The organism is Pseudomonas sp. GG8 (assembly GCF_052976945.1).
The window spans coordinates 4,235,996-4,261,377 of the sequence record NZ_JBRIIP010000001.1; the positions used below are offsets into that span (position 1 = coordinate 4,235,996).

The 25,382-nt window shown below is 56.5% G+C and carries 21 protein-coding genes and 2 tRNA genes; 7 read left to right on the forward strand and 16 right to left on the reverse strand.

The window, feature by feature from the left end; genetic code table 11:
• Positions 1-94 precede the first annotated feature (94 nt).
• The 6 genes from acs (at position 95) to ACVBEG_RS20425 (ending at position 8,776) form a co-directional block, all read left to right on the forward strand.
• Positions 95-2,032 (forward strand): acetate--CoA ligase, encoded by a 1,938-nt coding sequence (acs, locus tag ACVBEG_RS20400; protein ID WP_322177829.1) that lies wholly within the window; start codon positions 95-97, stop codon positions 2,030-2,032.
• A 49-nt stretch (positions 2,033-2,081) separates the two neighbouring features.
• A complete protein-coding gene (locus ACVBEG_RS20405) occupies positions 2,082-2,954 on the forward strand; it encodes an oxygenase MpaB family protein (protein WP_322278309.1) in 873 nt (290 codons plus the stop codon).
• 156 nt (positions 2,955-3,110) lie between these two features.
• Complete coding sequence (locus tag ACVBEG_RS20410) at positions 3,111-4,289, forward strand: acetyl-CoA C-acetyltransferase (protein WP_323566352.1); 1,179 nt, start codon at positions 3,111-3,113, stop codon at positions 4,287-4,289.
• A 110-nt stretch (positions 4,290-4,399) separates the two neighbouring features.
• Entirely contained in the window at positions 4,400-5,416 is a 1,017-nt protein-coding gene (locus ACVBEG_RS20415) for a class I SAM-dependent rRNA methyltransferase (RefSeq protein ID WP_322177826.1), read from the forward strand.
• 108 nt (positions 5,417-5,524) lie between these two features.
• The gene (locus tag ACVBEG_RS20420; protein WP_447108257.1) at positions 5,525-8,479 is read left to right on the forward strand and encodes a DUF748 domain-containing protein; all 2,955 of its coding nucleotides are present in this window, start codon (positions 5,525-5,527) and stop codon (positions 8,477-8,479) included.
• 3 nt (positions 8,480-8,482) lie between these two features.
• Complete coding sequence (locus ACVBEG_RS20425) at positions 8,483-8,776, forward strand: DUF2845 domain-containing protein (RefSeq protein ID WP_322177824.1); 294 nt, start codon at positions 8,483-8,485, stop codon at positions 8,774-8,776.
• Between the two features lie 186 nt (positions 8,777-8,962).
• Here ACVBEG_RS20425 and ACVBEG_RS20430 read toward each other — a convergent pair whose 3' ends face one another.
• The 16 genes from ACVBEG_RS20430 to rlmE all read right to left on the reverse strand — a co-directional run bounded on the left by ACVBEG_RS20430 (position 8,963) and on the right by rlmE (position 24,958).
• Positions 8,963-9,313 carry a BON domain-containing protein gene (locus tag ACVBEG_RS20430; RefSeq protein ID WP_322183022.1) on the reverse strand — a complete coding sequence of 117 codons (351 nt, stop codon included), beginning with the start codon at positions 9,311-9,313 and terminating at the stop codon, positions 8,963-8,965.
• A gap of 306 nt (positions 9,314-9,619) precedes the next feature.
• Positions 9,620-11,725, reverse strand: coding sequence for a polyribonucleotide nucleotidyltransferase (gene pnp, locus ACVBEG_RS20435; protein WP_322177823.1), 2,106 nt, complete (start codon positions 11,723-11,725; stop codon positions 9,620-9,622).
• A gap of 175 nt (positions 11,726-11,900) precedes the next feature.
• The gene (gene rpsO, locus ACVBEG_RS20440; protein ID WP_219063825.1) at positions 11,901-12,170 is read right to left on the reverse strand and encodes a 30S ribosomal protein S15; all 270 of its coding nucleotides are present in this window, start codon (positions 12,168-12,170) and stop codon (positions 11,901-11,903) included.
• A gap of 118 nt (positions 12,171-12,288) precedes the next feature.
• On the reverse strand, positions 12,289-13,206 hold the full coding sequence (gene truB, locus ACVBEG_RS20445) for a tRNA pseudouridine(55) synthase TruB (RefSeq protein ID WP_322278303.1): 918 nt from the start codon (positions 13,204-13,206) through the stop codon (positions 12,289-12,291).
• 5 nt (positions 13,207-13,211) lie between these two features.
• Positions 13,212-13,658 carry a 30S ribosome-binding factor RbfA gene (gene rbfA, locus ACVBEG_RS20450; protein WP_322177821.1) on the reverse strand — a complete coding sequence of 149 codons (447 nt, stop codon included), beginning with the start codon at positions 13,656-13,658 and terminating at the stop codon, positions 13,212-13,214.
• Between the two features lie 160 nt (positions 13,659-13,818).
• A complete protein-coding gene (gene infB / locus ACVBEG_RS20455; protein ID WP_322177820.1) occupies positions 13,819-16,341 on the reverse strand; it encodes a translation initiation factor IF-2 in 2,523 nt (840 codons plus the stop codon).
• 27 nt (positions 16,342-16,368) lie between these two features.
• A complete protein-coding gene (gene nusA / locus ACVBEG_RS20460) occupies positions 16,369-17,850 on the reverse strand; it encodes a transcription termination factor NusA (RefSeq protein ID WP_219063829.1) in 1,482 nt (493 codons plus the stop codon).
• Positions 17,851-17,897: 47 nt separating this feature from the next.
• The gene (gene rimP / locus ACVBEG_RS20465) at positions 17,898-18,356 is read right to left on the reverse strand and encodes a ribosome maturation factor RimP (RefSeq protein ID WP_219063830.1); all 459 of its coding nucleotides are present in this window, start codon (positions 18,354-18,356) and stop codon (positions 17,898-17,900) included.
• Between the two features lie 129 nt (positions 18,357-18,485).
• Positions 18,486-18,562: transfer RNA gene (locus ACVBEG_RS20470), tRNA-Met, on the reverse strand.
• Between the two features lie 95 nt (positions 18,563-18,657).
• A tRNA-Leu gene (locus ACVBEG_RS20475) sits at positions 18,658-18,743 on the reverse strand.
• Positions 18,744-18,787: 44 nt separating this feature from the next.
• Positions 18,788-19,171, reverse strand: a complete 384-nt coding sequence (gene secG / locus ACVBEG_RS20480) for a preprotein translocase subunit SecG (protein ID WP_219063875.1) — start codon at positions 19,169-19,171, stop codon at positions 18,788-18,790.
• 4 nt (positions 19,172-19,175) lie between these two features.
• Entirely contained in the window at positions 19,176-19,931 is a 756-nt protein-coding gene (tpiA, locus tag ACVBEG_RS20485; protein WP_322177819.1) for a triose-phosphate isomerase, read from the reverse strand.
• A gap of 66 nt (positions 19,932-19,997) precedes the next feature.
• Entirely contained in the window at positions 19,998-21,335 is a 1,338-nt protein-coding gene (glmM, locus tag ACVBEG_RS20490; protein WP_322177818.1) for a phosphoglucosamine mutase, read from the reverse strand.
• A 16-nt stretch (positions 21,336-21,351) separates the two neighbouring features.
• Positions 21,352-22,203 carry a dihydropteroate synthase gene (gene folP, locus ACVBEG_RS20495; RefSeq protein ID WP_322177817.1) on the reverse strand — a complete coding sequence of 284 codons (852 nt, stop codon included), beginning with the start codon at positions 22,201-22,203 and terminating at the stop codon, positions 21,352-21,354.
• 8 nt (positions 22,204-22,211) lie between these two features.
• Positions 22,212-24,116: an ATP-dependent zinc metalloprotease FtsH gene (ftsH, locus tag ACVBEG_RS20500; RefSeq protein ID WP_322177816.1), complete on the reverse strand. Its 1,905-nt coding sequence runs from the start codon at positions 24,114-24,116 to the stop codon at positions 22,212-22,214.
• A gap of 191 nt (positions 24,117-24,307) precedes the next feature.
• On the reverse strand, positions 24,308-24,958 hold the full coding sequence (gene rlmE / locus ACVBEG_RS20505) for a 23S rRNA (uridine(2552)-2'-O)-methyltransferase RlmE (RefSeq protein ID WP_322177815.1): 651 nt from the start codon (positions 24,956-24,958) through the stop codon (positions 24,308-24,310).
• Positions 24,959-25,062: 104 nt separating this feature from the next.
• Between rlmE and ACVBEG_RS20510 the strand changes: the two genes are divergently transcribed.
• Positions 25,063-25,374 carry a YhbY family RNA-binding protein gene (locus tag ACVBEG_RS20510; RefSeq protein ID WP_322177814.1) on the forward strand — a complete coding sequence of 104 codons (312 nt, stop codon included), beginning with the start codon at positions 25,063-25,065 and terminating at the stop codon, positions 25,372-25,374.
• The last annotated feature ends 8 nt before the right edge of the window (positions 25,375-25,382 follow it).

Below are 25,382 nucleotides of genomic sequence, written 5' to 3' on the forward strand. Positions count from 1 at the left end.
GCCAAACATGGATGCGGGTCCCGTCCCCTTGAACCAATCCCCACCAAAGCGCACCCTGATGACTTGTTGCATCAACAAGAATAAGGATCAACCCATGTTCGATATCAGCGTTTTCCCGAAAGCCGACGCCGTGCGTAAAGCTGCGCAGCTGAGCCCCGCTGACTATCAGCGGATGTATCAACAGTCAGTGGAACACCCCGACATCTTCTGGGCCGAACAAGCCAAGACGTTTCTCGACTGGTCCAGACCTTGGCAGCAAGTGCAGCACGCGGACCTGAACACTGGCGAGGCCAGCTGGTTCAAGGGCGGCGAATTGAATGTCAGCTACAACTGCATCGATCGTCATCTGAAAGAGCGTGGCGATCAGATCGCGATCATCTGGGAAGGCGACAATCCGGGCGAGTCCGCCGAAATCACCTATAAAAAGCTGCATCACAACGTTGCCCGTCTGGCGAACGTACTCAAAAGTCGCGGAGTGAAAAAAGGTGACCGGGTCTGCATCTATATGCCGATGATCCCCGAGGCCGCCTACGCGATGCTCGCCTGCACCCGAATCGGCGCCGTGCATTCGGTGGTGTTCGGCGGGTTCTCGCCAGACGCGTTGCGTGACCGGATTCTCGATGCCGATTGCCGCACCGTGATCACTGCCGATGAAGGGGTGCGCGGGGGTAAATATGTCGCGCTCAAGAAGAATGTCGACAAAGCACTGCAAAGCTGCCCGAACGTCAGCACCGTACTGGTGGTAGAACGCTCCCAGGGCGACGTGGAATGGGTCGAAGGTCGCGACATTTGGTACCACGACGCCGTGCGTGGCATGAGCGCTGACTGCCCGCCCGAGCCAATGGATGCGGAAGACCCGCTGTTCATCCTCTATACCTCAGGCAGTACCGGCAAGCCCAAAGGCGTGCTACACACCACCGGCGGTTATTTGCTGCAAGCCGCAATGACCTTCAAGCATGTGTTCGACTACCAAGACCAAGAAATTTTCTGGTGCACCGCCGATGTCGGCTGGGTTACCGGTCACAGCTATATCGTCTATGGCCCGCTGGCCAATGGCGCCACCACGCTGATTTTTGAAGGCGTGCCGAACTACCCTGACGCTTCGCGCTTCTGGCAGGTAATCGACAAGCACCAGGTCAACATTTTCTATACCGCACCCACAGCCCTGCGCGCCTTGATGCGTGAAGGACCGGGGCCGCTGCAAAGCACCTCACGCGAGAGCCTGCGCGTGCTCGGCAGCGTCGGCGAGCCAATCAACCCTGAAGCATGGGAGTGGTATTTCCATCAGGTCGGCAAGGAGCGCTGCCCCATTGTCGATACCTGGTGGCAGACCGAAACCGGCGGCATCATGCTGACCCCGTTGATCAGTGCCAGCCACCTCAAACCGGGCTGCGCGACGCGTCCGTTGTTCGGGGTTCAGCCGGTATTGCTGGACGAGCAAGGCAAGGAAATCATCGGTGCGGGCAGCGGCGTTCTGGCGATCAAGGCCAGTTGGCCGGGACAGATTCGTAGCATATACGGCGACCAACAGCGCATGGTCGAGACCTATTTCAAACCTTATCCGGGCTACTACTTCACTGGCGACGGCGCTCGCCGCGACGAGGATGGCGACTACTGGATCACTGGCCGCGTCGACGACGTACTCAACGTGTCTGGACACCGGATCGGCACTGCAGAAGTTGAAAGCGCACTGGTGCTGCACGACAGCATCGCCGAAGCCGCAGTGGTCGGTTACCCCCATGACGTCAAAGGCATGGGGATTTACGCATTCGTCACGCCGATGAAAGGTGTCGAGACAAATGATGCGTTGAAAAAAGAACTGCTGGCCCACGTCGCCCAAGAAATTGGCAGCTTTGCCAAACCGGAATTGATTCAGTGGGCACCCGCCCTGCCGAAAACCCGCTCAGGCAAGATCATGCGCCGGATTTTGCGCAAAATTGCCTGCAATGAACTGGACAGCCTGGGTGATACGTCGACCCTGGCTGACCCGAGTGTGGTCGAAGGCCTGATCGATAAACGCCTGAACCGTTGAACGTGACGGGCGCAGCCCTCCCTGCGCCCGACTCAGATGTTGAGAGCCCATGGAATTCATTCGTAGCCGTATCGAAACCCAAGTCATGAGTCTGACGGGATTGTCTCTGGGTCAATTGGACCTGGAAAACCCTAAAGGTGATCCCGGCCTGTTCGGCCCCGAGGCCATCTGCTGGCAGGTGCATGGCGACTTCAGCAGCATGCTGATCGGCGGCATCAGCGCATTGATGCTGCAAGCCCTGCATCCATTGGCGCTGGCCGGGGTCTGGGATCACTCGACCTTTCGTCAGGACATGCTTGGCCGCCTTCGCAGGACCGGCCAGTTTATTTCAGGGACAACCTTCGGTTCGACCCGCGACGCCAACTGGCTGATAGAAAAGGTGCGCACCATCCACTTGCAAGTGACGGGTACTGCACCCGACGGACGCCCCTATGCGGCCAGTGATCCGGATCTGTTGACGTGGGTGCATGTGGCCGAAGTCAGCAGTTTTCTAGCCGCCCATTTGCGCTATCGCAACCCCGAGTTGTCAGGTGACGCACAGGATGCGTATTACGCAGAAGTTGCCGCCATCGCCGAACGACTCGGCGCGCGTGAGGTGCCACGTTCAAGGCAAGCGATTGCCGACTATCTCGAACGGATGCGCCCGCAGTTGATCTGTGATGAGCGCAGCCGCGAGGTGCTGCGATTATTGCTGAATGCGCCTGCTCCGAGCAGGCTGGCCAAGCCATTCGGTGCCTTAATGATGCAGGCGGGCATCGACCTGTTACCGGTATGGGCCAGCGATTTGTTCGCGATCCATCAGGGTCCGCTGCAACGCGCATTGATCCGCGCCAGCGTCAGACGTAGCGTGCCCCTGTTACGCTGGGCGGTGCGCAATGGCTCAGTTCAGCGCGCCCACCGACGGATGGGGCTATCCTGCTGACCGACCTGAAACACACTCTCGGCCGCCGGTTTCTCGTTGGAACCTGAGCGGCCATGTGTGACACCATGCGTACCATTGTCATAGCCACCGCCACAGCGAATAGGGCCAACTGAATCAGGCCCGACGCAAAATTCAATAATAGTGAGGACCTTTGCCATGCAAGACGTCGTTATCGTTGCCGCCACCCGTACCGCTGTCGGTGCGTTCCAGGGTGCCCTGGCGAATATTTCCGCAGTCGATCTTGGCGCTGCTGTCATTCGCCAACTGTTGTCTCAAACCGGACTGGATGTTGCTGAAGTCGATGAAGTGATCATGGGCCATGTATTGACCGCAGGCGCCGGGCAGAACCCTGCCCGTCAAGCCGCGATCAAGGCGGGGCTGCCTTTCGCGGTACCGGCAATGACCGTGAGCAAGGTCTGTGGCTCAGGCTTGAAGGCCCTGCATCTGGCGGCTCAGGCAATTCGTTGCGGCGACGCGGAAGTGGTCATCGCGGGCGGTCAGGAAAATATGAGCCTGTCCAATTACGTCATGCCCGGTGCACGTACCGGTCTGCGTATGGGCAACAGCACCCTGGTCGACACGATGATCAGCGATGGTTTGTGGGATGCATTCAACGACTATCACATGGGCATCACTGCCGAAAATCTGGTGGACAAGTACGGCATCACCCGCGAAGCACAAGATGCTTTCGCCGCCGCGTCACAACAGAAAGCTGTGGCCGCCATCGAAGCCGGGCGTTTTGTCGACGAAATCACCCCGATCCTGATCCCGCAGCGCAAAGGCGATCCGCTCTCGTTCGCCACGGACGAACAACCGCGCGCCGGGACGACCGCCGAATCGTTGGCCAAACTCAAGCCAGCGTTCAAGAAAGATGGCTCCGTCACCGCAGGCAACGCTTCGTCGCTGAATGACGGCGCCGCTGCCGTCATCCTGATGAGTGCCGCCAAAGCTGAAAAGCTCGGGCTGCCGGTTCTCGCGCGCATCGCGGCTTACGCCAACGCAGGTGTCGACCCGGCAATCATGGGCATTGGCCCGGTCAGCGCCACTCGTCGTTGCCTGGCCAAGGCGGGCTGGTCGCTGGAGCAACTTGACCTGATCGAAGCCAATGAGGCGTTTGCCGCGCAAGCTTTGTCAGTCAGCAAGGAGCTGGGCTGGGACATGAACAAGGTCAACGTCAACGGCGGCGCCATAGCCCTTGGCCACCCGATTGGTGCATCAGGCTGCCGCATTCTGGTCACGCTGCTGCACGAGATGATCAAGCGCGACGCCAAAAAAGGACTCGCAACCTTGTGCATCGGTGGTGGTCAGGGTGTGGCATTGGCGCTTTCCCGCTGAGTCTGCTGCGCCTGATCTGACGTCATCGCGGGCAAGCATGCTTGCCCGCGATCAATGCCCGCGCTTAACTGTTAAACTGCCGCGCCCATTTCCAACCCAAGGCGCTGTGCATGTCTTCCTTGAATCAGGCGCTAAGCGTCGCCCTCGATAACCGCGAACCACTGCTTGCCGAGTTGCATCAACAAGGCACGGATTGCTATCGGCTATTCCATGGCAGCCAGGAAGGTGCTAGCGGCCTGACCATCGACCGCTATGGCCCGCAATTGCTGGTGCAGAGTTTCCACCACTCGCTGGAACGCGAGGTCCTGCTGGAACTGCACGCGGCCGTCAATACACGTCTGGGGCTCGATACCCTGCTGGTCTACAACGACCGCTCCCAAGGCAACTCGCGAATAGACCGTAACGACGCCGTATACAAAGCCGAAGACGCGGCACTGGTGGATATGATCGGCCACGAGTGGGGCCTGAACTACCGCGTACGCGGGCGCCATGCCGGGCAGGACCCGCTGCTGTTTCTCGACTTGCGTAATACGCGTGGCTGGATAAAACAACACAGCGCCGGCAAGACCATGCTGAACCTGTTTGCGTATACCTGTGGCGTTGGCCTGAGCGCGGCGGCGGGCGGAGCGCGGGAAGTATGCAATCTGGACTTTGCCGAAGGTAATCTGGCGGTGGGTCGCGAAAATGGCGTCCTCAACCCTCAATTGAAAGCCATGAAGTTTGTGCAATCCGATTACTTCCCGGCGATCCGCCAACTGGCAGGCTTGCCCATAGCACCACGCCGCGGAAATAAGTTGCCCGAATATGTGCGCCTCGAGCAACGGCAATACGACCTGGTGTTCCTTGATCCGCCTGCGTGGGCAAAAAGTGCATTCGGCACCGTCGATTTATTGCGAGATTACCAGAGCCTGCTCAAACCGGCGGTATTGACCACGGCCACCGATGGCGTGTTGATCTGCTGCAATAATCTGGCGAAGGTCAGCATGGAGGACTGGCGCGAACAGGTGCTACGCTGTGCCAGCAAGGCCGGGCGCCCGGTACGCGACTGGCAGGTTCTGACGCCGGGCAGCGACTTTCCGTCTCAGGACCAGCAACCGCCGCTCAAAACGCTGATACTGCAACTCTGACGCCCGACGCAAGAAAGGAAACTTCCGACACGCACTTGAGGGTACTTCTGGGGAACCAGATTCGCGTGCCATACTCCAAGGACCTCCGACAGACAGACGACGCCTCACATGCCCAAAGGATTGAAACGCGCTATTTGCGCCTTGCTGACCGTCATCGCGCTTTATAGCTTGCTGGGGTTCTTGATTCTGCCCGGCATCGCATTGCGGATAGTCAATCAACAACTGGCCACCTATTCCACGGTACCGGCAACGCTGGGTCGTCTGGAAATCAACCCCTACACACTGGAAGTCACCCTGTGGGGCCTGAACATCGGCACGCCGGGCCAGGAGCAGGTCGGTTTCGAGCGGTTGTACACCAACCTGCAGATTGACAGCCTGTGGACCGGCGCCCTGCATCTGGCGGCTGTCGAGCTGGACAAACCCAAGTCCGAACTTCTCTTCAGCAAGGACGGCACGCTGAATCTGGCGAAGCTGTTCAAGCTACCGGCCAGCGAGCCGGCCAAGGACGCGCCACCCGGCAAGCCTTTCCCGATGCGGGTAGACCACATCAAATTGGCTGACGGTTATGTCCACTTCCAGGATCTACGCCCCAGCGAACCGATTGAATTCCTTTACGACAAGCTGAGTCTGGAGCTGAAAAATCTCAGCACCCTGCCCGAAGACAATGCCGACATGACCCTGGTTGCAGTAGGTCCTGGCGGCGGTCGAGTCGACTGGGTCGGGCGCGTCAGCCTGGTACCGATTGCCTCCGAAGGTAAGCTAAAAGTCACTGACGGCAAGATGAAAGTCTGGTGGCCCTACGTGCGCGATGCGCTGCCGTTCGTACTGCAAGACGGCATTCTGAACTTCAGCACCGACTACACACTCAGCCTGGCCAGCACAACCGAACTGCAACTGACCAATACCGCCTTGAGCGTTGCGCCCTTCGCGATCAATGCGCCGGACGGTCGGCCACTGGTGCGCCTGGAACGACTGGACGTCACAGAGACCTCTATCGACCTGGCCAAACAGCAGGTGACCGTCGGCAAGATCCGCAGTAATAAACTGGAAACCTGGGCTGCGCGTGAAGCGGATGGCGAACTCGATTGGCAGAAGCTGTTTGCCAGCCAACCGAAAAAACCGGCCTCCGCCGCAGCCATCAAGGCGCCGGCGACCTCAGCCGGTAGCGCCCCCGAAGTCGCCCAACAGCCCATTGCCCCAAGCAAACCCTGGCAGGTGCTGCTGCGTGATGTGCAACTGCGCAACTATCAGATTCACCTGGCTGATCGGGTCCCCAAGGAACCCGTTGCGCTTGAAGTAGGCCCGCTGAACCTCGACGTGCAGAATTTCGACAGCCTCAACAAATCGCCTTTCAGCCTCAAGCTTGATACCGGGCTGGGCAAACAAGGGCATATCACTGCCATGGGCGACGTCAATCTGAGCCCGGTCAGCGCCAAATTGCAGGTCACCACCAAAGACATTGACCTGCGTGTCGCGCAGTCTTATATCAGCCCGTTCATCCGCCTTGAACTGCGTAGCGGCATGCTCGGCAGCGAGCTGGCAGTCAATCTCAAGAGCACCGCGCCGCTGATCTTCAGCGTCACCGGCAAGGCCCAAATCGACCAATTGCACACCCTCGACACCCTCAAGCAGCGCGACTTTCTCAAGTGGCAGCAGGTGGTGCTTGAAGGACTGGATTATCAACACGGCGACAGCCTGACGATCGCCAAGGTCAATCTGCTACAACCGTATGCGCGTTTCATAATCAACGATGACCGCACCACCAACATTGATGATCTGTTGATCCCACAGCCAGCCGACAGCGGCAAACCCGCGACTAAACCAGCCGCAGGCAAGGTCTCTGCAAGCGGCGAAAAACCGATGGGGATTCGCATCGGGGAAGTGAATATCAACGACGGCTCCGCGAACTTCGCCGATCTCAGTCTCACACCCAACTTTGCCACCGCCATTCAGCAGCTCAACGGCAAAATCGGCACGCTGGACAACCGTCAGCCGAAGCCTGCGACGGTCAATATCAATGGCAAGGTTGATCGCTATGCGCCGGTGACCATCAAAGGCAGCCTCAACCCCTTCGACCCCTTGGCCAGTCTCGACATCGCGACCAGTTTCAAGCGCGTAGAACTGACCACACTGACGCCGTACTCAGGTAAATTCGCTGGCTACCGCATCCGCAAAGGTCGCCTGAATCTCGACCTGCATTACATGATCACCAAAGGCCAGCTCAAGGCCGAAAACAAAATGGTGGTCGAACAGCTACAGCTGGGTGAGAAGGTCGAGAGCGCCAGTGCGGTCGATTTGCCGATTCGCCTGGCCATTGCCTTGCTGAAGGACTCAGATGGCAAGATTTCCATCGAGCTGCCTATTTCCGGCGACTTGAACAATCCCCAGTTCAGCGTAATGCCAATCATTTGGCAGACGTTGCGCAATTTGGTAGTGCGCGCAGCTGAAGCACCCTTCAAGTTCATCGGGGGTTTAATCAGTGGCGGCGAGTCTCAAGACCTCGGCAGCATTGCGTTCACCCCCGGATCGAGTGACTTGACCAGCGACGCACAATCCGCCCTGAACAAGCTCTCCGCCGCACTCAAGAAGCGCCCGACGTTACATCTCGAGATCGAAGGCACCAGCTCGGTCAGCAGCGATGGCCCGCTGATCGCTGCTCAACGTCTGGAGCGCGAATACCAGAGCACGTACTACAAGATTCTTCAGCGTCGCGGTGACAAAGTTCCGGCTCAAGCCTCACTGTTGCAAGTGCCCGAAAACGAAAAACCACCCATGCTCGAAGGTATTTATCGCACCCTGCTCAAGCAACAACCGCCCGCCGAGTGGACCGGTCTGGGTAAGGAAGAGCGCGCCGCGAAAATGCGCGTGGACGTGATCAAATCCTGGAGCACCAACACTGCATTGCTCCGCCAGTTGGGCCAGGCGCGCGCCGGCAGCATCAAGGATTATCTGGTCGATAAAGGCAAACTGGCTGATGATCGGGTCTATTTCATCGACACCAGCCTCGGAGAGGCTCAACCCGATGGCCGTGTCGTTACTCAGCTGCATCTGGACAGCGAATAATCCATGCGAACAGCCGGTTTAGTGCTTTTGGTAGTCGCTTGTCTCGCAGGCCAGGCACAAGCAGATACCTTGCGTTGCGGCAGTCAGTTGATCAGCGTGGGTGATCGGGAGTTTGAGGTACTGCAGAAATGCGGTGAACCTATTGCCCGAAATATCATTGGCTATAAGCGCAGCGTGAATAGACGCGAAGAAGTCCAGATTGATGAGTGGATCTACGGGCCCAATAGCGGAATGTATCAATACTTGCGTTTCGAAGGCGGCCGGCTACTGCGCATAGACAGTAAGCGCGGTAGCTGACGGCCGCGCCGGGGCTTATCCTTCAATTCCCCCATCCCCACAATAGAACAGGCCCCGGCGCGAACGCAGGGGCCTGTAATGACCACATCCTTATGGTCTTTCGCATGAACCTTTAACGAACCAGCCGATACCGTCCAACGTTATCAGCGCGCTCCTTATCAATGATCATCGCGAGAGAGTGAAACGTTACTCGGATTTCAGGCCATCAGCCGAAACGGCTTGAACGCCTTTGATTTTTTTGGCGATGTCGACAGCCAGTTTTTTCTGAGCGGAGGTCAATGTGACGGTCGATGACAGGGAAACCACGCCTTTGTTGGTCTCTACCTTGATGTCAGTACCAGGAATGCCTTTTTCAGTGACCAGATCGGCCTTAACTTTGGTGGTGATCCAGGTATCAGAGGTTGCCTCTGTAGCTTTGGTCATTTCGCCAGCAGCAACAACCATCGGTGCTTGAGTGGTTTGTTGAGCAAATGCCGCGTTGACCATGGTAAAGGTCAGTGCAGTGGCAGCAGCAGCGGCAATAGCGAACTTATTCATATTCATACGAGTCACTCCTGTTTTTCTAAAATCTGCTCCAGCATCACTGGCGGCAGGGTTACAGGGTATATCGCAAGCGCTGTGCCAACCTCTGATTGAATATAATTACGTTATAAAACAATAGGTTATCTTATGCTCGAAAATTGGCTGTCGTGCAGATTGCACGTTCATCACCCTGCACTGCATGCAAGATGCATGTAGTGCAGGGCGAAAGGATTGGCTACCTATATAAGCTAAGCGCTTAAAAGCGCTCATAAAAAAAGGACCCCGAAGGGTCCTTTTTTCAGCGTATGGCAATCAGGCTAATTACACGCCCGATGCTTTTGCTGCTGCAACGTCTTTGATCGACAGTTTGATGCGGCCGCGGTTGTCCACGTCCAGCACCAGAACTTCAACTTCCTGACCTTCTTGCAAGATGTCAGTCACTTTCTCAACGCGAGCATCGCTCAACATGGAAATGTGAACCAGGCCGTCTTTGCCAGGCAGGATGTTAACGAATGCGCCGAAGTCGACAATACGCTCAACCTTACCGATGTAGATCTTGCCGATCTCGGCTTCAGCGGTGATGCCCAGAACGCGCTGACGTGCTGCTTCAGCCGCTTCCTTGGTTTCGCCAAAGATCTTGATGGTGCCGTCGTCTTCGATGTCGATCGAAGCCTTGGTCTCTTCACAGATCGCACGGATCGTCGCGCCGCCTTTACCGATGACATCACGGATTTTGTCGGTGTCGATTTTCATCGCGATCATGGTCGGAGCATTTTCCGACAGTTCGGTACGCGACTGACCAATGATCTTGTTCATCTGACCGAGGATGTTCAGGCGAGCTTCCAGGGCTTGGCCCAGAGCGATCTCCATGATTTCTTCGGTGATGCCTTTGATCTTGATGTCCATCTGCAGCGCGGTAACACCTTTGGCGGTACCGGCTACTTTGAAGTCCATGTCGCCCAAGTGATCTTCGTCACCCAGGATGTCGGTCAGGATGGCGAACTTCTCGCCTTCTTTAACCAGACCCATGGCAATACCGGCTACGGGTGCCTTCATCGGCACACCCGCGTCCATCAATGCCAGGGAAGCACCGCAGACCGAAGCCATGGAGCTGGAACCGTTGGACTCGGTGATTTCCGATACCACACGAATGGTGTACGGGAACACGTCAGCAGCAGGCAGCATGGCTTGTATGCTGCGACGAGCCAGACGGCCGTGACCGATTTCGCGACGACCAGCACCGCCCATACGACCACACTCGCCCACCGAGAACGGAGGGAAGTTGTAGTGCAGCATGAACGGGTCTTTGCGCTCGCCTTCGAGGGTATCGAGCAACTGTGCATCACGTGCGGTACCCAGAGTCGCTACAACCAGAGCCTGGGTTTCGCCACGGGTGAACAATGCCGAACCGTGAGTCTTCGGCAGAACGCCGACTTCGATGTTCAGCGGACGTACAGTGCGGGTATCACGACCATCGATACGCGGCTTGCCGTTAACGATGTTCTCGCGCACGGTGCGGTATTCGATTTCGCCGAAAGCAGCTTTGACTTCGCTGGAAGTCGGTTGACCTTCTTCGCCGGAAAGCTTGGCAACGATCTGGTCACGCAACTCACCCAGACGGGCATAACGCTCGTGCTTGACGGTGATGGTGTAAGCCTGGGAAATCGCATCGCCGAACTCAGCGCGAATCGCGCTCAGCAGTGCGGTGTTTTCTGGTTGTGCTTTCCAGTCCCACGTCGGCTTGGCAGCTTCGGCAGCCAGTTCTTTGATGGCCTGGATAACAACCTGGAATTCGTCATGGGCGAACAGTACAGCGCCCAGCATCTGGTCTTCGGTCAGCTCTTTAGCTTCCGATTCAACCATCAATACCGCTTCCGAGGTACCGGCTACAACCATGTCCAGGCTCGAAGCCTTGAGTTGTTCGTAGTTCGGGTTCAGCAGGTAGCCGGTGCTTTCGTGGAAAGCAACGCGCGCAGCACCGATAGGGCCGTCGAAAGGAATACCGGAGATCGCCAGTGCAGCCGAGGTGCCGATCATGGCAGCGACGTCTGGATCAGTCTTTTTGCTGGTGGACAAAACGGTGCAGACAACCTGCACTTCGTTCATGAAACCTTCTGGAAACAACGGACGGATCGGACGGTCGATCAGACGCGAAGTCAGGGTTTCTTTCTCGGAAGGACGGCCTTCACGCTTGAAGAAACCGCCGGGAATTTTGCCCGCAGCGTAGGTTTTTTCCTGGTAGTGAACGGAAAGTGGGAAGAAGCCTTTGCCTGCGTCAGCGTGCTTGGCACCGACCACAGTCACTAACACGCTGACGTCGTCGTCAACGGTGACCAATACTGCGCCGGAAGCTTGACGGGCGATACGGCCTGTCTCGAGGGTGACGGTCGATTGACCGAATTGGAATTTCTTGATGACCGGGTTCACGGTTTCCTACCTTCTTTGTGGCTCTTGGGGAACTGGTTTCTTGCGAATTCTTGGGCAGTGACAGGGATCGGACCCATCGACCGTCCAGATAAAACTTGAGGCTGGGAGCCTGCCACGACCCATCAGGTAAACCCGATGAGCCGTGACAAACAACCAACCTCTAGCAACGTCGTTATTAGCGACGCAGACCCAGACGAGCGATCAGGGCGCTGTAACGGCTAACGTCCTTACCTTTAAGGTAATCCAGCAGCTTGCGACGCTGGTTTACCATACGGATCAGACCACGACGTGAGTGGTGATCTTTACCGTTGGCCTTGAAGTGGCCTTGCAGTTTGTTGATGTTAGTGGTCAGCAGTGCAACTTGCACTTCTGGCGAACCAGTATCACCAACAGCTTGCTGGTAGTCGGCTACGATCTGAGCTTTTTCTTCTACGCTGAGTGCCATGTGGGCAATCCTTTATTCGAGAAACCGCTCCAGAGAGACAGTTTCAATGGGCCGAGGACAAATCCTCGTATTTTTAAATGAGATGTGACCGTGCCCATTGACAGCCACCCTCGTCCGGTCATTCTGACCGAATCAATCGACGCGGCGCGATCCGCCCGTCTTCACTCACTTCACCGATTCCGATGAAGCGACCTTCATGATCTTGCACGCGAACCATGCCAAATTGTGGCGCGTCCGGTGCTCTTACGGGCTGACCATGCAGCCAGTAAAACGAACTGTGTTCCGAGAACTGCAGCAGCGGCCAATCCAGCAAACCGCTGTCCGAAGGCATCAGGAAGCGATCAACCGCTTCGTTACCACCCTCGGCGTGTACCTGCTCCAACTCTTCCAGCGTAACCGTCTGAGCCAGGCTGAAAGGTCCGGCCTGCGTACGACGCAACTCTGCGACATAGGCGCCACACCCAAGCTTTTCACCGATATCTTCCACGAGGGTACGGATATAGGTGCCTTTGGTGCAGTCCACTGCAAGACGTGCAGTATCGACGTCGCATTCCAGCAATTCCAGGCGCGTGATAGTAACAGAACGCGGTTCGCGCTCCACCACTTCCCCTGCTCGGGCCAGCTTGTACAGGGGTTGACCATCGCGCTTGAGCGCTGAGTACATCGGCGGTATCTGACTGATTTCACCGCGAAAAAACGGTAAAACCGCTTCGATATCGGCACGACCAACGGTCACGGGACGAATTTGTAAAACATCACCTTCAGCGTCTGCCGTGGTGGTGGTTTTACCCAATTGCATCTTGGTTTCGTACGCTTTGTCCGAATCAAGCAAGTATTGGGAAAACTTTGTCGCTTCGCCAAAACACAACGGTAATACGCCCGTCGCGAGCGGATCGAGGCTGCCGGTATGCCCGGCCTTTTCCGCATTGAGCAACCAACGCACTTTCTGCAAGGCTGCGTTGGACGTGAAGCCCAGCGGTTTGTCGAGCAGGATGATCCCGCTGACGTTACGGCGTATACGTTTGACCTGCGCCACCCGCATTACTCCTTGTTGCTTTCTGGCTTGTCGCTTTCTGCCAGGGAGTTTTCCTGGGTAGCGTCTTCTGCCTGCACATTTTCCGGGTGATGGCCATCTTCAGCCACAGCACGTTCGATCAATGCAGAAAGATGAGCGCCACGCACGACGCTTTCGTCGTAATGGAAATGCAACTGTGGAACGCTGCGCAATTTCATCTCGCGAGCCAGTTGCATGCGCAGAAAACCTGCCGCAGCGTTGAGAACCTTGATGGTCTGGGCTATTTCTTCAGCACTGTCCTGACCCATCACGGTCATGAAAATCTTCGCATGACCAACGTCACGGCTGACATCGACAGCCGTGATGGTGACCAGGCCGACGCGCGGGTCTTTGATTTCGCGGCGGATCAGCTGTGCCAGCTCGCGCTGCATCTGATCGCCAATGCGTTGGGTACGGCTATATTCTTTTGCCATGTCTACTACCTGTCACTGACCCGGGGCGAAACCCGTACGGTCTGAAAGCGGCAAACGCCCGGCCTGACAAAATGTCGGACCGGGCGTTGCGTTTAGAGCCCATGACGGATCGCAGTGCATTTGCATGCGACGACCCGTCATGGCTCTTACAACTCGCGACTTAGAGGCTGCGAGCCACTTGGACTTTCTCGAACACTTCGATCTTGTCACCGGCTTTGACGTCGTTGTAGCTCTTGACGCCGATACCGCATTCCATGCCGGCACGCACTTCGGACATGTCGTCCTTGAAGCGGCGCAGGGACTCGAGTTCGCCTTCGAAAATAACGATGTCTTCGCGCAGTACACGGATCGGACGGTTGCGGTGAACCACACCTTCCAGAACCATACAGCCAGCAATCGCACCAAACTTCGGCGAACGGAATACGTCACGGACTTCGGCGATACCCAGGATGTTCTCCCGAACGTCGCTGCCAAGCATACCGGTAAGGGCTTTCTTGACGTCTTCGATGATGTCGTAGATCACGTTGTAGTAACGCATATCCAGACCTTCCTGCTCGACAATCCTGCGAGCGCCAGCATCGGCACGCACGTTGAAGCCGAACAGTACAGCGTTGGAAGCCAGTGCCAAGTTAGCGTCGCTTTCGGTGATACCACCGACACCGCCGCCGACTACGCGCACTTGCACTTCGTCGTTACCCAGACCGCCAAGGGCGCCCTGCAGAGCTTCCAACGAACCACGAACGTCAGATTTGAGGACGATATTAAGCGTCTTCTTCTCTTCCTGGCCCATGTTCTCGAAGATGTTTTCAAGCTTGCCGGCATGAGCGCGAGCCAGTTTGACTTCGCGGAACTTGCCTTGACGGAACAGAGCGACTTCGCGCGCTTTCTTCTCGTCAGTCAGTACGCTCAGCTCGTCGCCAGCGTCCGGTGTGCCATCAAGACCCAGGATTTCGACCGGAATCGAAGGACCTGCTTCTTTAACTGGCTTGCCGTTCTCGTCGAGCATGGCGCGGATACGGCCGAAGTTCGAGCCAACCAATACCATGTCGCCTTGACGCAGCGTACCGTCTTGAACCAGAACGGTTGCAACCGGACCACGACCTTTGTCGAGACGCGATTCAACCACGACACCACGACCAGGAGCGGACGGGGTCGCTTTCAGTTCCAGTACTTCGGCTTGCAACAGGACCGCTTCGAGCAGTTCGTCAACGCCAGTACCTACTTTCGCAGAGACGAGTACGAACGGAGTCTCGCCGCCCCACTCTTCGGAAGTAACACCTTGGACAGACAATTCGCTTCTGATGCGATCGAGATCAGCACCTGGCTTGTCGATTTTGTTCACTGCTACGACCAGCGGAACACCGGCGGCCTTGGCATGCTGAACAGCTTCAATGGTCTGCGGCATCACGCCGTCGTCCGCAGCAACAACCAGAATCACGATGTCGGTCGCCTTGGCACCACGAGCACGCATTGCGGTAAACGCAGCGTGGCCTGGGGTGTCGAGGAAGGTGACCATGCCACGATCAGTTTCAACGTGGTACGCACCGATGTGCTGGGTGATGCCGCCGGCTTCGCCAGCTGCAACCTTGGCACGACGAATATAGTCGAGCAGCGAGGTTTTACCGTGGTCAACGTGGCCCATTACGGTCACAACCGGTGCACGGGCGAACGTCTCACCTTCGAACTTCAGCGATTCGGCCAGAGAATCTTCCAGGGCGTTGTCGCTGACCAGTTTGACCTTGTGGCCCAACTCTTCGGCGATCAACTGGGCAGTTTCCTGATCCAGTACCTGATTGATGGTCACCGGGGTGCCCATCTTGAACATGAACTTGATCACTTCAGCCGCTTTGACCGACATCTGTGCGGACAACTCGCCGACAGTGATGGTCTCGCCGATGGCAACGTCGCGAATGACCGGCCCGGTAGGGCTCTGGAAACCGTGAGCGTTACGCTTTTTCAGCTTGGCCTTGCCGCGACCACCACGACGGAAGCTGTCGCTTTCTTCGTCGGTAGTACGAGGTGCAACACGTGGCGCTGGTGCTTTCTCTTTAACGGAAGCACGGTGCGGAGCGTTCTTGCGATCGCCATCACCACCACCGCCGCTACGACGATTGTTGTCATCGCTGCGCGGTTTGTCCGGGCGACGCTGTTCGTCTTTCTTGCGGGCATCGGCAGCCGGTGCAGCAGCCGAAACCGGTGCTTGACGCACAGGTTCGGCAACAGCAACAGGCGCGGCAACAGCTTCAGTACCGTTCGATTGCGCAGGAGCAGGCTGGCTACGCGCTTGTTCTTCGGCGCGACGCTTGGATTCTTCTTCAGCCTTTTGACGTGCAGCATTTTCTACCGCACGACGTTCGTCCACTTCGCGTTTACGCTCGGCTTCGATTTCTTCCGGGCTGCGCTGTACGAAAACTTTCTTCTTGCGCACTTCAACGCTGATGCTTTTGCTGCCAGCAACGCGAAGTGTGCTTGTGGTTTTGCGCTGCAAAGTGATCTTGCGCGGCTCTTCCACTTTGGCCTTGTGACCGCTTTTCAAATGCGTCAACAGGGCTTGTTTCTCTATGTCGGTCACAACTTGTTCGGCGGCGGTGTGCGGCAAACCTGCCTCACGCATCTGCTGTAACAGGCGCTCTACCGGTGTGTCGACCACTGTGGCCAGTTCTTTCACCGTGACTTGCGTCATGCACTTCTCTCCTCAGGCCGCGCCTACTTACTCGAACCAATGGGCTCGGGCGGCCATGATCAACTTGCCGGCACGAATATCGTCAATGCCGTCGATGTCGAGCAGGTCGTCAATAGACTGCTCGGCCAGGTCTTCGCGGGTAACTACGCCGCGCACCGCCAGTTCCATCGCCAAATCCTTGTCCATACCCTCAAGCGAGAGCAGGTCTTCGGCCGGATGGGCGTCTGCCAGCTTTTCCTCAGTAGCGATGGCTTTAGTCAACAAACGATCTTTGGCCCGAGCGCGAAGCTCGTTGACGGTATCTTCGTCAAAGCCATCGATGTTGAGCATTTCTTCCAACGGTACGTAGGCAATCTCTTCCAGACTGGTGAAGCCTTCATCAACCAGTACCTGTGCCAGATCTTCGTCGACTTCCAACTCGTCGATGAAGTTGCGCAGGATGTCACCGGTTTCTGCTTGCTGCTTAGCCTGGATGTCCGATTCGGTCATCACGTTCAGGGTCCAGCCAGTCAATTGGCTGGCCAGACGCACGTTCTGACCACCGCGACCAATGGCCTGAGCCAGATTGTCTGCGCCAACGGCGATGTCCATTGCATGGGCATCTTCATCAACGATAATTGCCGCCACTTCAGCCGGTGACATGGCGTTGATGACGAACTGGGCCGGGTTATCGTCCCACAGCACGATGTCCACACGCTCGCCGCCCAACTCGCCGGAAACAGCTTGAACGCGCGAACCACGCATACCAATACAAGCGCCTTGCGGATCGATTCGTTTGTCCTTGGAGCGAACAGCGATTTTTGCACGCGAACCCGGGTCACGGGAGGCAGCCATCACCTCGATGAGACCTTCGGAGATTTCCGGCACTTCAATCCGAAACAGCTCAATCAGCATCTCTGGCGCAGTACGCGACAGGATCAGCTGAGGGCCACGGTTCTCGGTGCGGATTTCTTTAAGCAGTGCACGAACGCGGACACCCACGCGGAAAGTTTCCCGCGAAATAATGTCTTCACGCGCCAGCAACGCTTCGGCATTGTTACCCAGGTCGACGATGACATTGTCACGCGTAACCTTTTTAACAGTGCCAGAAATAATTTCGCCAAGACGCTCACGATAAGCATCAACGACTTGAGCACGCTCGGCTTCGCGGACTTTTTGCACGATGACTTGCTTGGCAGTCTGTGCAGCGATCCGACCGAATTCGATAGAGTCGATTTTAATTTCGACAACATCACCGGCTACGGCACCAGGCTGTTTTTCCTGGGCCTGATCGACAGCCAGTTCGTGTGCTGGATCGTCCAGATCTTCGTCTTCGACCACTGTCCAGCGACGGAAAGTCTCGTAGTTACCGGTCTGGCGATTAATCTCCACACGCAGCTCAACTTCATCTTCGAAACGCTTTTTGGTAGCAGTGGCAAGAGCCAGCTCCAGCGCTTCGAAAATCACACCTGCCGGTACGCCCTTTTCATTGGACACCGACTCAACAACCAGCAGTACTTCTTTGCTCATCGTACGCCTCGCCTTTCGCAAGCCATTGGATCCGCGGGATCCGCGTCTCAGTCAAACTTGGGGATAATGTTGGCTTTGTCGATCAAGTCGATCGGCAACAAGTATTCGTGGTCTTCTACCTGCACCACGATGTCTTGCTCCTCCACCCCGCGGAGAAGGCCCTGAAAGTTGCGACGACCATCGAAGGGCGAACGCAGCTTTATCTTCACTTGTTCGCCGGCGTGCAAAGCAAACTGCTCAAGCGTGAACAGTGGGCGCTCCATGCCAGGAGAAGAGACTTCAAGGGTGTATTCAACGGCGATTGGATCTTCGACGTCCAGAACACCGCTGATCTGACGGCTGACTATGGCGCAGTCATCCACCAAAACGCCGCCTTCTTTATCAATATAAATACGCAACAGTGAATGGCGACCTTGAGCCGAAAACTCAATTCCCCAGCATTCATAGCCAAGGGCCACGACCACCGGGGCCACCAAGGCCTGCAACTGTTCTAGCTTGCTCGACACCTGAACCCCCTCGTGCATGCAATGCAAATAAAAAATGGGCGAAACGCCCATCCCTGAAAACGCCGTTGAATAGCGGCGCTATGACTGTCCAGCTAACAAAAAGCCCCTAAAAAGGGGCTCCGCTAAAACTGGTTGCGGGGGCTGGATTTGAACCAACGACCTTCGGGTTATGAGCCCGACGAGCTACCAGACTGCTCCACCCCGCGACAAAGCTGGGGCGGAAGTATACGACCGATCCCTCGCAGGGTCAATCGAACCTCCACCGACAAGAAAGCCCGCTACTGCGGGCTATCTTGATAATTGGTACCGAGAAGGGGACTCGAACCCCTACACCCTATGGGCACAACCACCTCAAGGTTGCGTGTCTACCAATTCCACCACCTCGGCAATACAACTCTTTAGCGGTTCAACATCAACCGCCCGATCCGGTGTTACTTTTGCTGTGGCGCTTGAGGTACGTCAGCAGGTTTAGCCGCTGGCTTTTGCGCTTCGAGCACCGGCACATCTTCTGTAGCCGGCTTTTTCTGCGGTACTTCCAATACTGCTGGATCAGGCAAACCTACTTGAGTCAGCTGATGAGCTTTCTCTTTAGCAAAGTAACCTAACCCTAAGCTGGTTATGAAGAAACCGGCGGCAAGTATAGCAGTAAACTTACTAAGAAAGGTAGAGGAACCTTGGCTTCCGAACACAGTATTTGAAGCACCTGCACCGAAAGACGCACCAGCGTCCGCACCCTTGCCCTGCTGCAGCAATACCAGAGCGACAACGCCCAGCGCACCCAACAGATGAAAAACGACTACGACTGTTTCCAGCATTTTTTCAGTTTCCCGCGGCGCGACAAATCGCACCGAACTCATCTGCATTCAGGGACGCTCCACCAATGAGCCCCCCATCGATATCCGGCATGCCGAACAGTTCAGCCGCATTGGCCGCCTTCACGCTGCCGCCATAAAGAAGCCGCACACCTTGTGCAACCTCAGCATTCTCTGCCGCCAACTGCGCACGAATGGCTGCGTGCACTTCCTGCGCCTGTTGGGGCGATGCAGTCAGTCCGGTACCAATGGCCCAGACAGGCTCGTAAGCAATGACTGCATTTACAAAAGCACCGACGCCCAGCTCTTCGATGATGCTGCCAAGCTGACGCGCGACAACTTCAAACGTCTTACCCGCTTCGCGCTGCTCCAGGGTCTCCCCTACGCACAACACCGGCGTCAAACCACACGCCTGAGCTGCCGCGAACTTGCGATTAAGGACATCGTCGCGCTCGCCCATGATCTGACGACGCTCAGAGTGCCCTACCAGGACCAGGGTACAGCCCGCATCAGCCAGCTGACTCGGCGAAGTCTCACCGGTCAACGCACCCTGCACTGGCTCTACCGCAGAATTCTGCGCACCTACGGCGACCGACTTGCCATCAAGGCCGTCAATCACCTGATTGATGTACAAACAAGGCGGAAACACCGCTACATCAACACCGCTCGGCAAGGCCTGATTACGAAGGCCATTGATCAGCTCAGCGACGCTGGCGCGGGTACCGTGCATCTTCCAGTTACCAGCTACCATTAGGCGACGCATGCTGTACCTCGTCGGTCAAAGTGGGCGCAGATGTTACCCAACCGCATCAACACTGGCAAGCCGAAATCAGGCGCAAACTTCAGTTACCAGTTTTGCCAGCTCATCGGCGTAACCGCGAACCAGGATTTCGTCGTCACCTTCGACCATGACACGGACCAATGGCTCAGTGCCAGATTTGCGTAACAGCACGCGCCCACGGCCACCCATAGCCACAGTAACGCGCTCGCAAGCCTCTTTCACGGCAGGATGCTGGACCGGATCCACACCGCCTGCGAAGCGCACATTAAGCAGTACCTGAGGACACTTGCGCAGCGCTTGTCGCGCCAACGCCAGGCTTTCGTCGCGACGACGTAGTGCTAGCAGAACCTGCAGCGCAGCAATGATAGCGTCACCGGTCGTGGTGTGCTGGAAGCAGATAATGTGACCGGAGTTCTCACCACCGATCTGCCAGTTACGCTCAAGCAACTCCGCAACTACATAACGGTCACCAACGCCCGCACGCACGAACGGAATCTTTAAGTCCGCAAATGCCAGCTCAAGCCCGAGATTACTCATCAGCGTGCCAACGACACCGCCTTGCAGCTTGCCTCGTTCATGCAAATCACGCGCAATAATGAACAAAAGATCATCACCATCGACGATTGCACCCGTGTGATCGACCATCAGCACCCGGTCGCCATCGCCATCGAAGGCGATACCCAGATCGGCATGCCCTGCCAGCACAGCAGCCTGCAAGTTGCCCATATGGGTCGACCCGCAGTCATCATTGATGTTCAAGCCGTTAGGCTCAGCCGACAAAACTGTCACCTGAGCGCCCAACTCACGAAAAACGTTGGGTGCGACTTTGTAAGTGGCCCCGTGAGCGCAATCGATGACCAGCTTTAAACCTGCAAAATCGGTACTGCTCGGAACACTGCTTTTACAGAATTCGATATAACGCCCGGCGGCATCATTGATACGCGAAACCTTGCCCAGCTTATCGGACTCAACCACCGTCATCGGCGCATCAAGCAGCTCTTCGATCATCATTTCCACTTCGTCAGGCAATTTGGTGCCCTGACCAGAGAAGAATTTGATGCCGTTGTCATGATGAGGATTGTGCGACGCACTGATCACAATGCCAGCTTCGGCATGAAAGGTGCGGGTCAGATAGGCGATGGCCGGAGTAGGCATCGGCCCCAGCAGCATGACGTCAGCGCCAGCAGCCGAGAGACCGGCCTCCAGCGCCGACTCGAACATGTAGCCAGAAATGCGCGTGTCTTTACCGACAAGAACCCGGCAAGCACCCAAGCGACGGAACGCCATCCCTGCGGCCCAGCCAAGCTTGAGCATAAAATCCGGAGTAATCGGAAATTGACCGACCCGGCCACGAATGCCGTCGGTACCGAAATATTTTCTAGTCATGGATGCTCCCTCATTCTTATTCAGCCGATTCGACTGCAGCGATCATTCGCACCACGTCGACGGTTTCGGCCACATCGTGCACACGTAAAATGCGTGCACCCTTGATCATGGCCATGGCGGCCAACGCCAGACCACCAGAAAGCCTCTCAGCAACCGGACGCCCAAGCACCTGACCAATCATGCTCTTGCGCGACACACCTACCAATAACGGCCTGCCGAGCGCATGCAAGGCTTCCATATGCTTGAACAGGCTCAGGTTGTGCTGAAGGTTTTTAGCAAAGCCAAATCCCGGATCCAGAATAATCCGCTCACGCGGTATGCCGACTGCCGCGCACTGCTCCATCCGCTCGAGCAAAAACGCGGACACCTCCCCCACAAGATCCTCATACTGCGGATTATCCTGCATATCGCCCGGCTCGCCGCGCATATGCATCAGACACACAGGCAAACCCGTGGCCGCAGCAGCGTCCAGAGCACCCTCACGACGCAAAGAGCGCACATCGTTGATAAGGCCCGCACCGAGGCGCGCCGTCTCACGAATGACCGCTGGCGTAGAAGTATCGACCGAAATAATCACATCAAGTTCGCGACTTAGCGCCTCGACGACAGGACCTATTCGTTCAAGCTCTTCGACAGGAGAAACTGCGCGCGCACCGGGCCGCGTGGACTCGCCACCGACATCGATCAACGTCGCACCTGCAGCGACCATCTCTTCGGCGTGACGCAACGCCGCCTCGCGCTGACTGAATCGGCCGCCGTCCGAAAAAGAGTCTGGCGTGATATTCAGGATGCCCATCACGTGCGTATGGGCCAAATCAAGAACCCGGCTGCCGCAAGGCAACCGGGTTGGGTACAGCGCAGAAGTCATGTCAGACCTTAGAGTTCAGCAGCCGGACCGCCGATAGGGGTTTCTGGACGCGGGCCCAGAGGCGCGGCCGGAGTAGTACCGGAGCCACCTTCCCAATCACGCGGTTCGCGAGGAGCGCGACCGGCCATGATGTCATCGATCTGTTCAGCATCGATGGTTTCATATTTCATCAGCGCATCGGCCATCGCATCAAGTTTGTCACGATTCTCCGTGAGGATATGCTTGGCGCTGCCGTAGCACTGATCAATGATACTCCGAACTTCAGAGTCGATAAGCCTTGCCGTTTCAGCAGAAACGCTGGAGTGCTGACCGCCGCCGCCGCGACCGAGGAACATTTCACCCTCATCTTCAGCATACATCAGCGGACCGAGCTTTTCTGACAAGCCCCACTTGGTCACCATGTTCCGGGCAATTTGACTTGCACGCATAATGTCGTTGGAAGCGCCAGTGGTCACGCCGTCGAAGCCCAAGGTCATTTCTTCAGCGATTCGCCCGCCATACAGCGAGCAGATCTGACTGATCAGCGCACGCTTGGACAAGCTGTAACGATCTTCTTCAGGCAAGAACATGGTCACACCCAGCGCACGACCACGCGGAATGATAGACACCTTATAGACCGGATCATGTTCAGGCACCATGCGACCCACGATGGCGTGACCCGCTTCGTGATAAGCCGTGTTCCGTTTCTCTTTCTCGGACATGACCATTGATTTGCGCTCGGCGCCCATCATGATCTTGTCTTTGGCCAACTCAAACTCTTTCATCTCAACGATACGTTTACCGGTACGCGCGGCAAACAGAGAAGCTTCGTTGACCAGGTTAGCCAGGTCAGCACCGGAGAAGCCCGGCGTACCACGAGCGATCACGCCCGGGTTGACGTCTTCACCCATGGGTACTTTGCGCATATGGACTTTCAGAATTTGTTCGCGACCACGAATATCCGGCAGACCAACCACCACCTGACGGTCGAAACGGCCTGGACGCAGCAGCGCAGGGTCGAGTACGTCCGGACGGTTGGTAGCGGCGATGACGATGATGCCGTCATTCATTTCGAAGCCATCCATCTCCACCAGCAACTGGTTGAGAGTCTGCTCACGTTCATCGTGACCACCCCCCATGCCAGAACCACGATGGCGACCGACCGCATCGATTTCGTCGATGAAGATGATGCACGGCGCATGTTTCTTGGCTTGTTCAAACATGTCCCGGACGCGGCTTGCACCAACGCCCACGAACATCTCGACAAAGTCGGAACCGGAAATAGTGAAGAACGGTACCTTGGCTTCACCTGCAATGGCCTTGGCCAACAGGGTTTTACCGGTCCCTGGCGGGCCAACCATCAGCACACCGCGTGGGATCCGGCCGCCCAGACGCTGGAACTTGCCCGGATCACGGAGAAACTCAACGAGTTCGCCGACTTCTTCTTTAGCTTCGTCGCAACCGGCAACGTCGCCCAGCGTGGTCTTGACCTGATCCTCGGACAGCAGCCGCGCCTTGCTCTTGCCAAAGCTCATCGGCCCGCCTTTACCGCCGGCACCACCCTGCATCTGCCGCATGAAAAACATGAAGACAGCGATGATCACCAGGATCGGGAAGCTTGCGACCAGAAGCTGAGTCCATATGCTCTGCTGCTCAGGCTGCTTGCCTTCAATCACTACATGATTGTCCACCAGATCACCGATCAGGCCATTGTCCTGAATCGCCGGGCGAATAGTTTTGAAAGAGTCGCCATCGGCACGCTTGCCGGTGATGACATAACCGTCGACGGCAACCTTCTCGACCTTGCCATCCTTAACCTGCTGGATGAACTCGGAATAGTTGAGGGTTTGCGGCTCGTTTGGGCTGGAGAAGTTGTTCATCACTGTCACAAGGACAGCGGCGATGATCAACCACAGGATCAAATTCTTTGCCATATCGTTCAATTAGCTACCCTCTGAAGCAAGCCCCACGCAGGAGCGTGCCTCGCATGATATTCACCGGCCTAACTTACTACATTACCTACGGGTGTGGCAGGCGCCGTCTGTAACCCTTTGTGAAACATTGACTACATCATGTTCGTTTATGCTTCATTGGCAAGGCCATTTAATAAAACCTATCGCCGACATCAAAGCCGCTCAACGCTTTCAGCGCCCTTGATGCCGCGAAACCCTCGACCCAGCAAATACTGCTCGCGAGACCGATCGCGTGAAGCCGCCGGTTTGCGCATCTGGACCTTGTCAAACACTTGGCGAACCGACTTATGGAACGCGTCGAAACCATCGCCCTGGAAAATCTTGACCAGAAAATCACCACCTGGACGCAATACACGACCCGCCAAATCAAGCGACAGCTCGCAAAGAAACATAGCGCGTGGCATGTCAACAGCAGCCAGTCCACTCATATTGGGGGCCATATCGGAAATCACAAGGTCTACTTGTGTATTACCGACAGCCTCGAGGATTTGAGCCAGCACCGCATCCTCCGTGAAATCACCCTGAATGAAGGTCACATCAGGGATGCTGTCCATTTCGAGAATGTCTGAGGCGATCAAACGCCCCTGACCACCAATCAGACGACTGGTAACCTGCGACCAGCCTCCTGGCGCGGCGCCAAGGTCGATAACGGTCATGCCTGGGCGGATCAACCGGTCCTTTTCCTGGATCTCCAGGAGCTTGTAGCTGGCACGCGAACGATACCCGTCTTTTTGCGCCATTTTGACGTAAGGGTCGTCGAAATGTTCTTTCAACCAGTTATGGCTTGTTTTGGAACGGGCCACAGGGCACCTCAAAAATAAACGAGTCGTGATTAACTGGGCGGTCCCGGACTCGCTCGGGTAAACTGGCCGCCGCTTTTTACAAGATCAGACGCAGAGGTCAGATTATGCCGCTCACTCAGGAGCAGAAGAAACAGTACAAATCCATTGGCCATCATCTGAAAGCAGTATTGATTGTGGCTGACAAAGGTTTGACTGAAGGTGTGTTAGCCGAACTTGAACGCGCATTGGGCGATCACGAGCTGATTAAAATCAAACTCAACATCCTCGACCGCGAAAGCCGCCTGGAGGCCGTTGCAGCGTTGTGCAAGGCCGGCAAAGCGGATTTAGTGCAAGTCATCGGTAAAATGGCGTTGATTTATCGCAAGAACGCCAAGGTAAACAAGCTGTTGTCCAACGTCCACCGCTTCCACGCATAACCAGGCGG

Excerpts from the sequence above, each read along its gene's own strand:
- ACVBEG_RS20415 (WP_322177826.1), top strand. The coding sequence starts at position 4,400 with ATGTCTTCCTTGAATCAGGCGCTAAGCGTCGCCCTCGATAACCGCGAA.
- secG (WP_219063875.1), bottom strand. The coding sequence starts at position 19,171 with ATGCTGGAAACAGTCGTAGTCGTTTTTCATCTGTTGGGTGCGCTGGGC.
- rbfA (WP_322177821.1), bottom strand. The coding sequence starts at position 13,658 with ATGGCAAAAGAATATAGCCGTACCCAACGCATTGGCGATCAGATGCAG.
- folP (WP_322177817.1), bottom strand. The coding sequence starts at position 22,203 with ATGACTTCTGCGCTGTACCCAACCCGGTTGCCTTGCGGCAGCCGGGTT.
- ACVBEG_RS20420 (WP_447108257.1), top strand. The coding sequence starts at position 5,525 with ATGCCCAAAGGATTGAAACGCGCTATTTGCGCCTTGCTGACCGTCATC.
- ACVBEG_RS20510 (WP_322177814.1), top strand. The coding sequence starts at position 25,063 with ATGCCGCTCACTCAGGAGCAGAAGAAACAGTACAAATCCATTGGCCAT.
- ACVBEG_RS20410 (WP_323566352.1), top strand. The coding sequence starts at position 3,111 with ATGCAAGACGTCGTTATCGTTGCCGCCACCCGTACCGCTGTCGGTGCG.
- ACVBEG_RS20425 (WP_322177824.1), top strand. The coding sequence starts at position 8,483 with ATGCGAACAGCCGGTTTAGTGCTTTTGGTAGTCGCTTGTCTCGCAGGC.
- glmM (WP_322177818.1), bottom strand. The coding sequence starts at position 21,335 with ATGACTAGAAAATATTTCGGTACCGACGGCATTCGTGGCCGGGTCGGT.
- acs (WP_322177829.1), top strand. The coding sequence starts at position 95 with ATGTTCGATATCAGCGTTTTCCCGAAAGCCGACGCCGTGCGTAAAGCT.
- rpsO (WP_219063825.1), bottom strand. The coding sequence starts at position 12,170 with ATGGCACTCAGCGTAGAAGAAAAAGCTCAGATCGTAGCCGACTACCAG.
- ftsH (WP_322177816.1), bottom strand. The coding sequence starts at position 24,116 with ATGGCAAAGAATTTGATCCTGTGGTTGATCATCGCCGCTGTCCTTGTG.
- tpiA (WP_322177819.1), bottom strand. The coding sequence starts at position 19,931 with ATGCGTCGCCTAATGGTAGCTGGTAACTGGAAGATGCACGGTACCCGC.
- ACVBEG_RS20430 (WP_322183022.1), bottom strand. The coding sequence starts at position 9,313 with ATGAATAAGTTCGCTATTGCCGCTGCTGCTGCCACTGCACTGACCTTT.
- infB (WP_322177820.1), bottom strand. The coding sequence starts at position 16,341 with ATGACGCAAGTCACGGTGAAAGAACTGGCCACAGTGGTCGACACACCG.
- nusA (WP_219063829.1), bottom strand. The coding sequence starts at position 17,850 with ATGAGCAAAGAAGTACTGCTGGTTGTTGAGTCGGTGTCCAATGAAAAG.
- ACVBEG_RS20405 (WP_322278309.1), top strand. The coding sequence starts at position 2,082 with ATGGAATTCATTCGTAGCCGTATCGAAACCCAAGTCATGAGTCTGACG.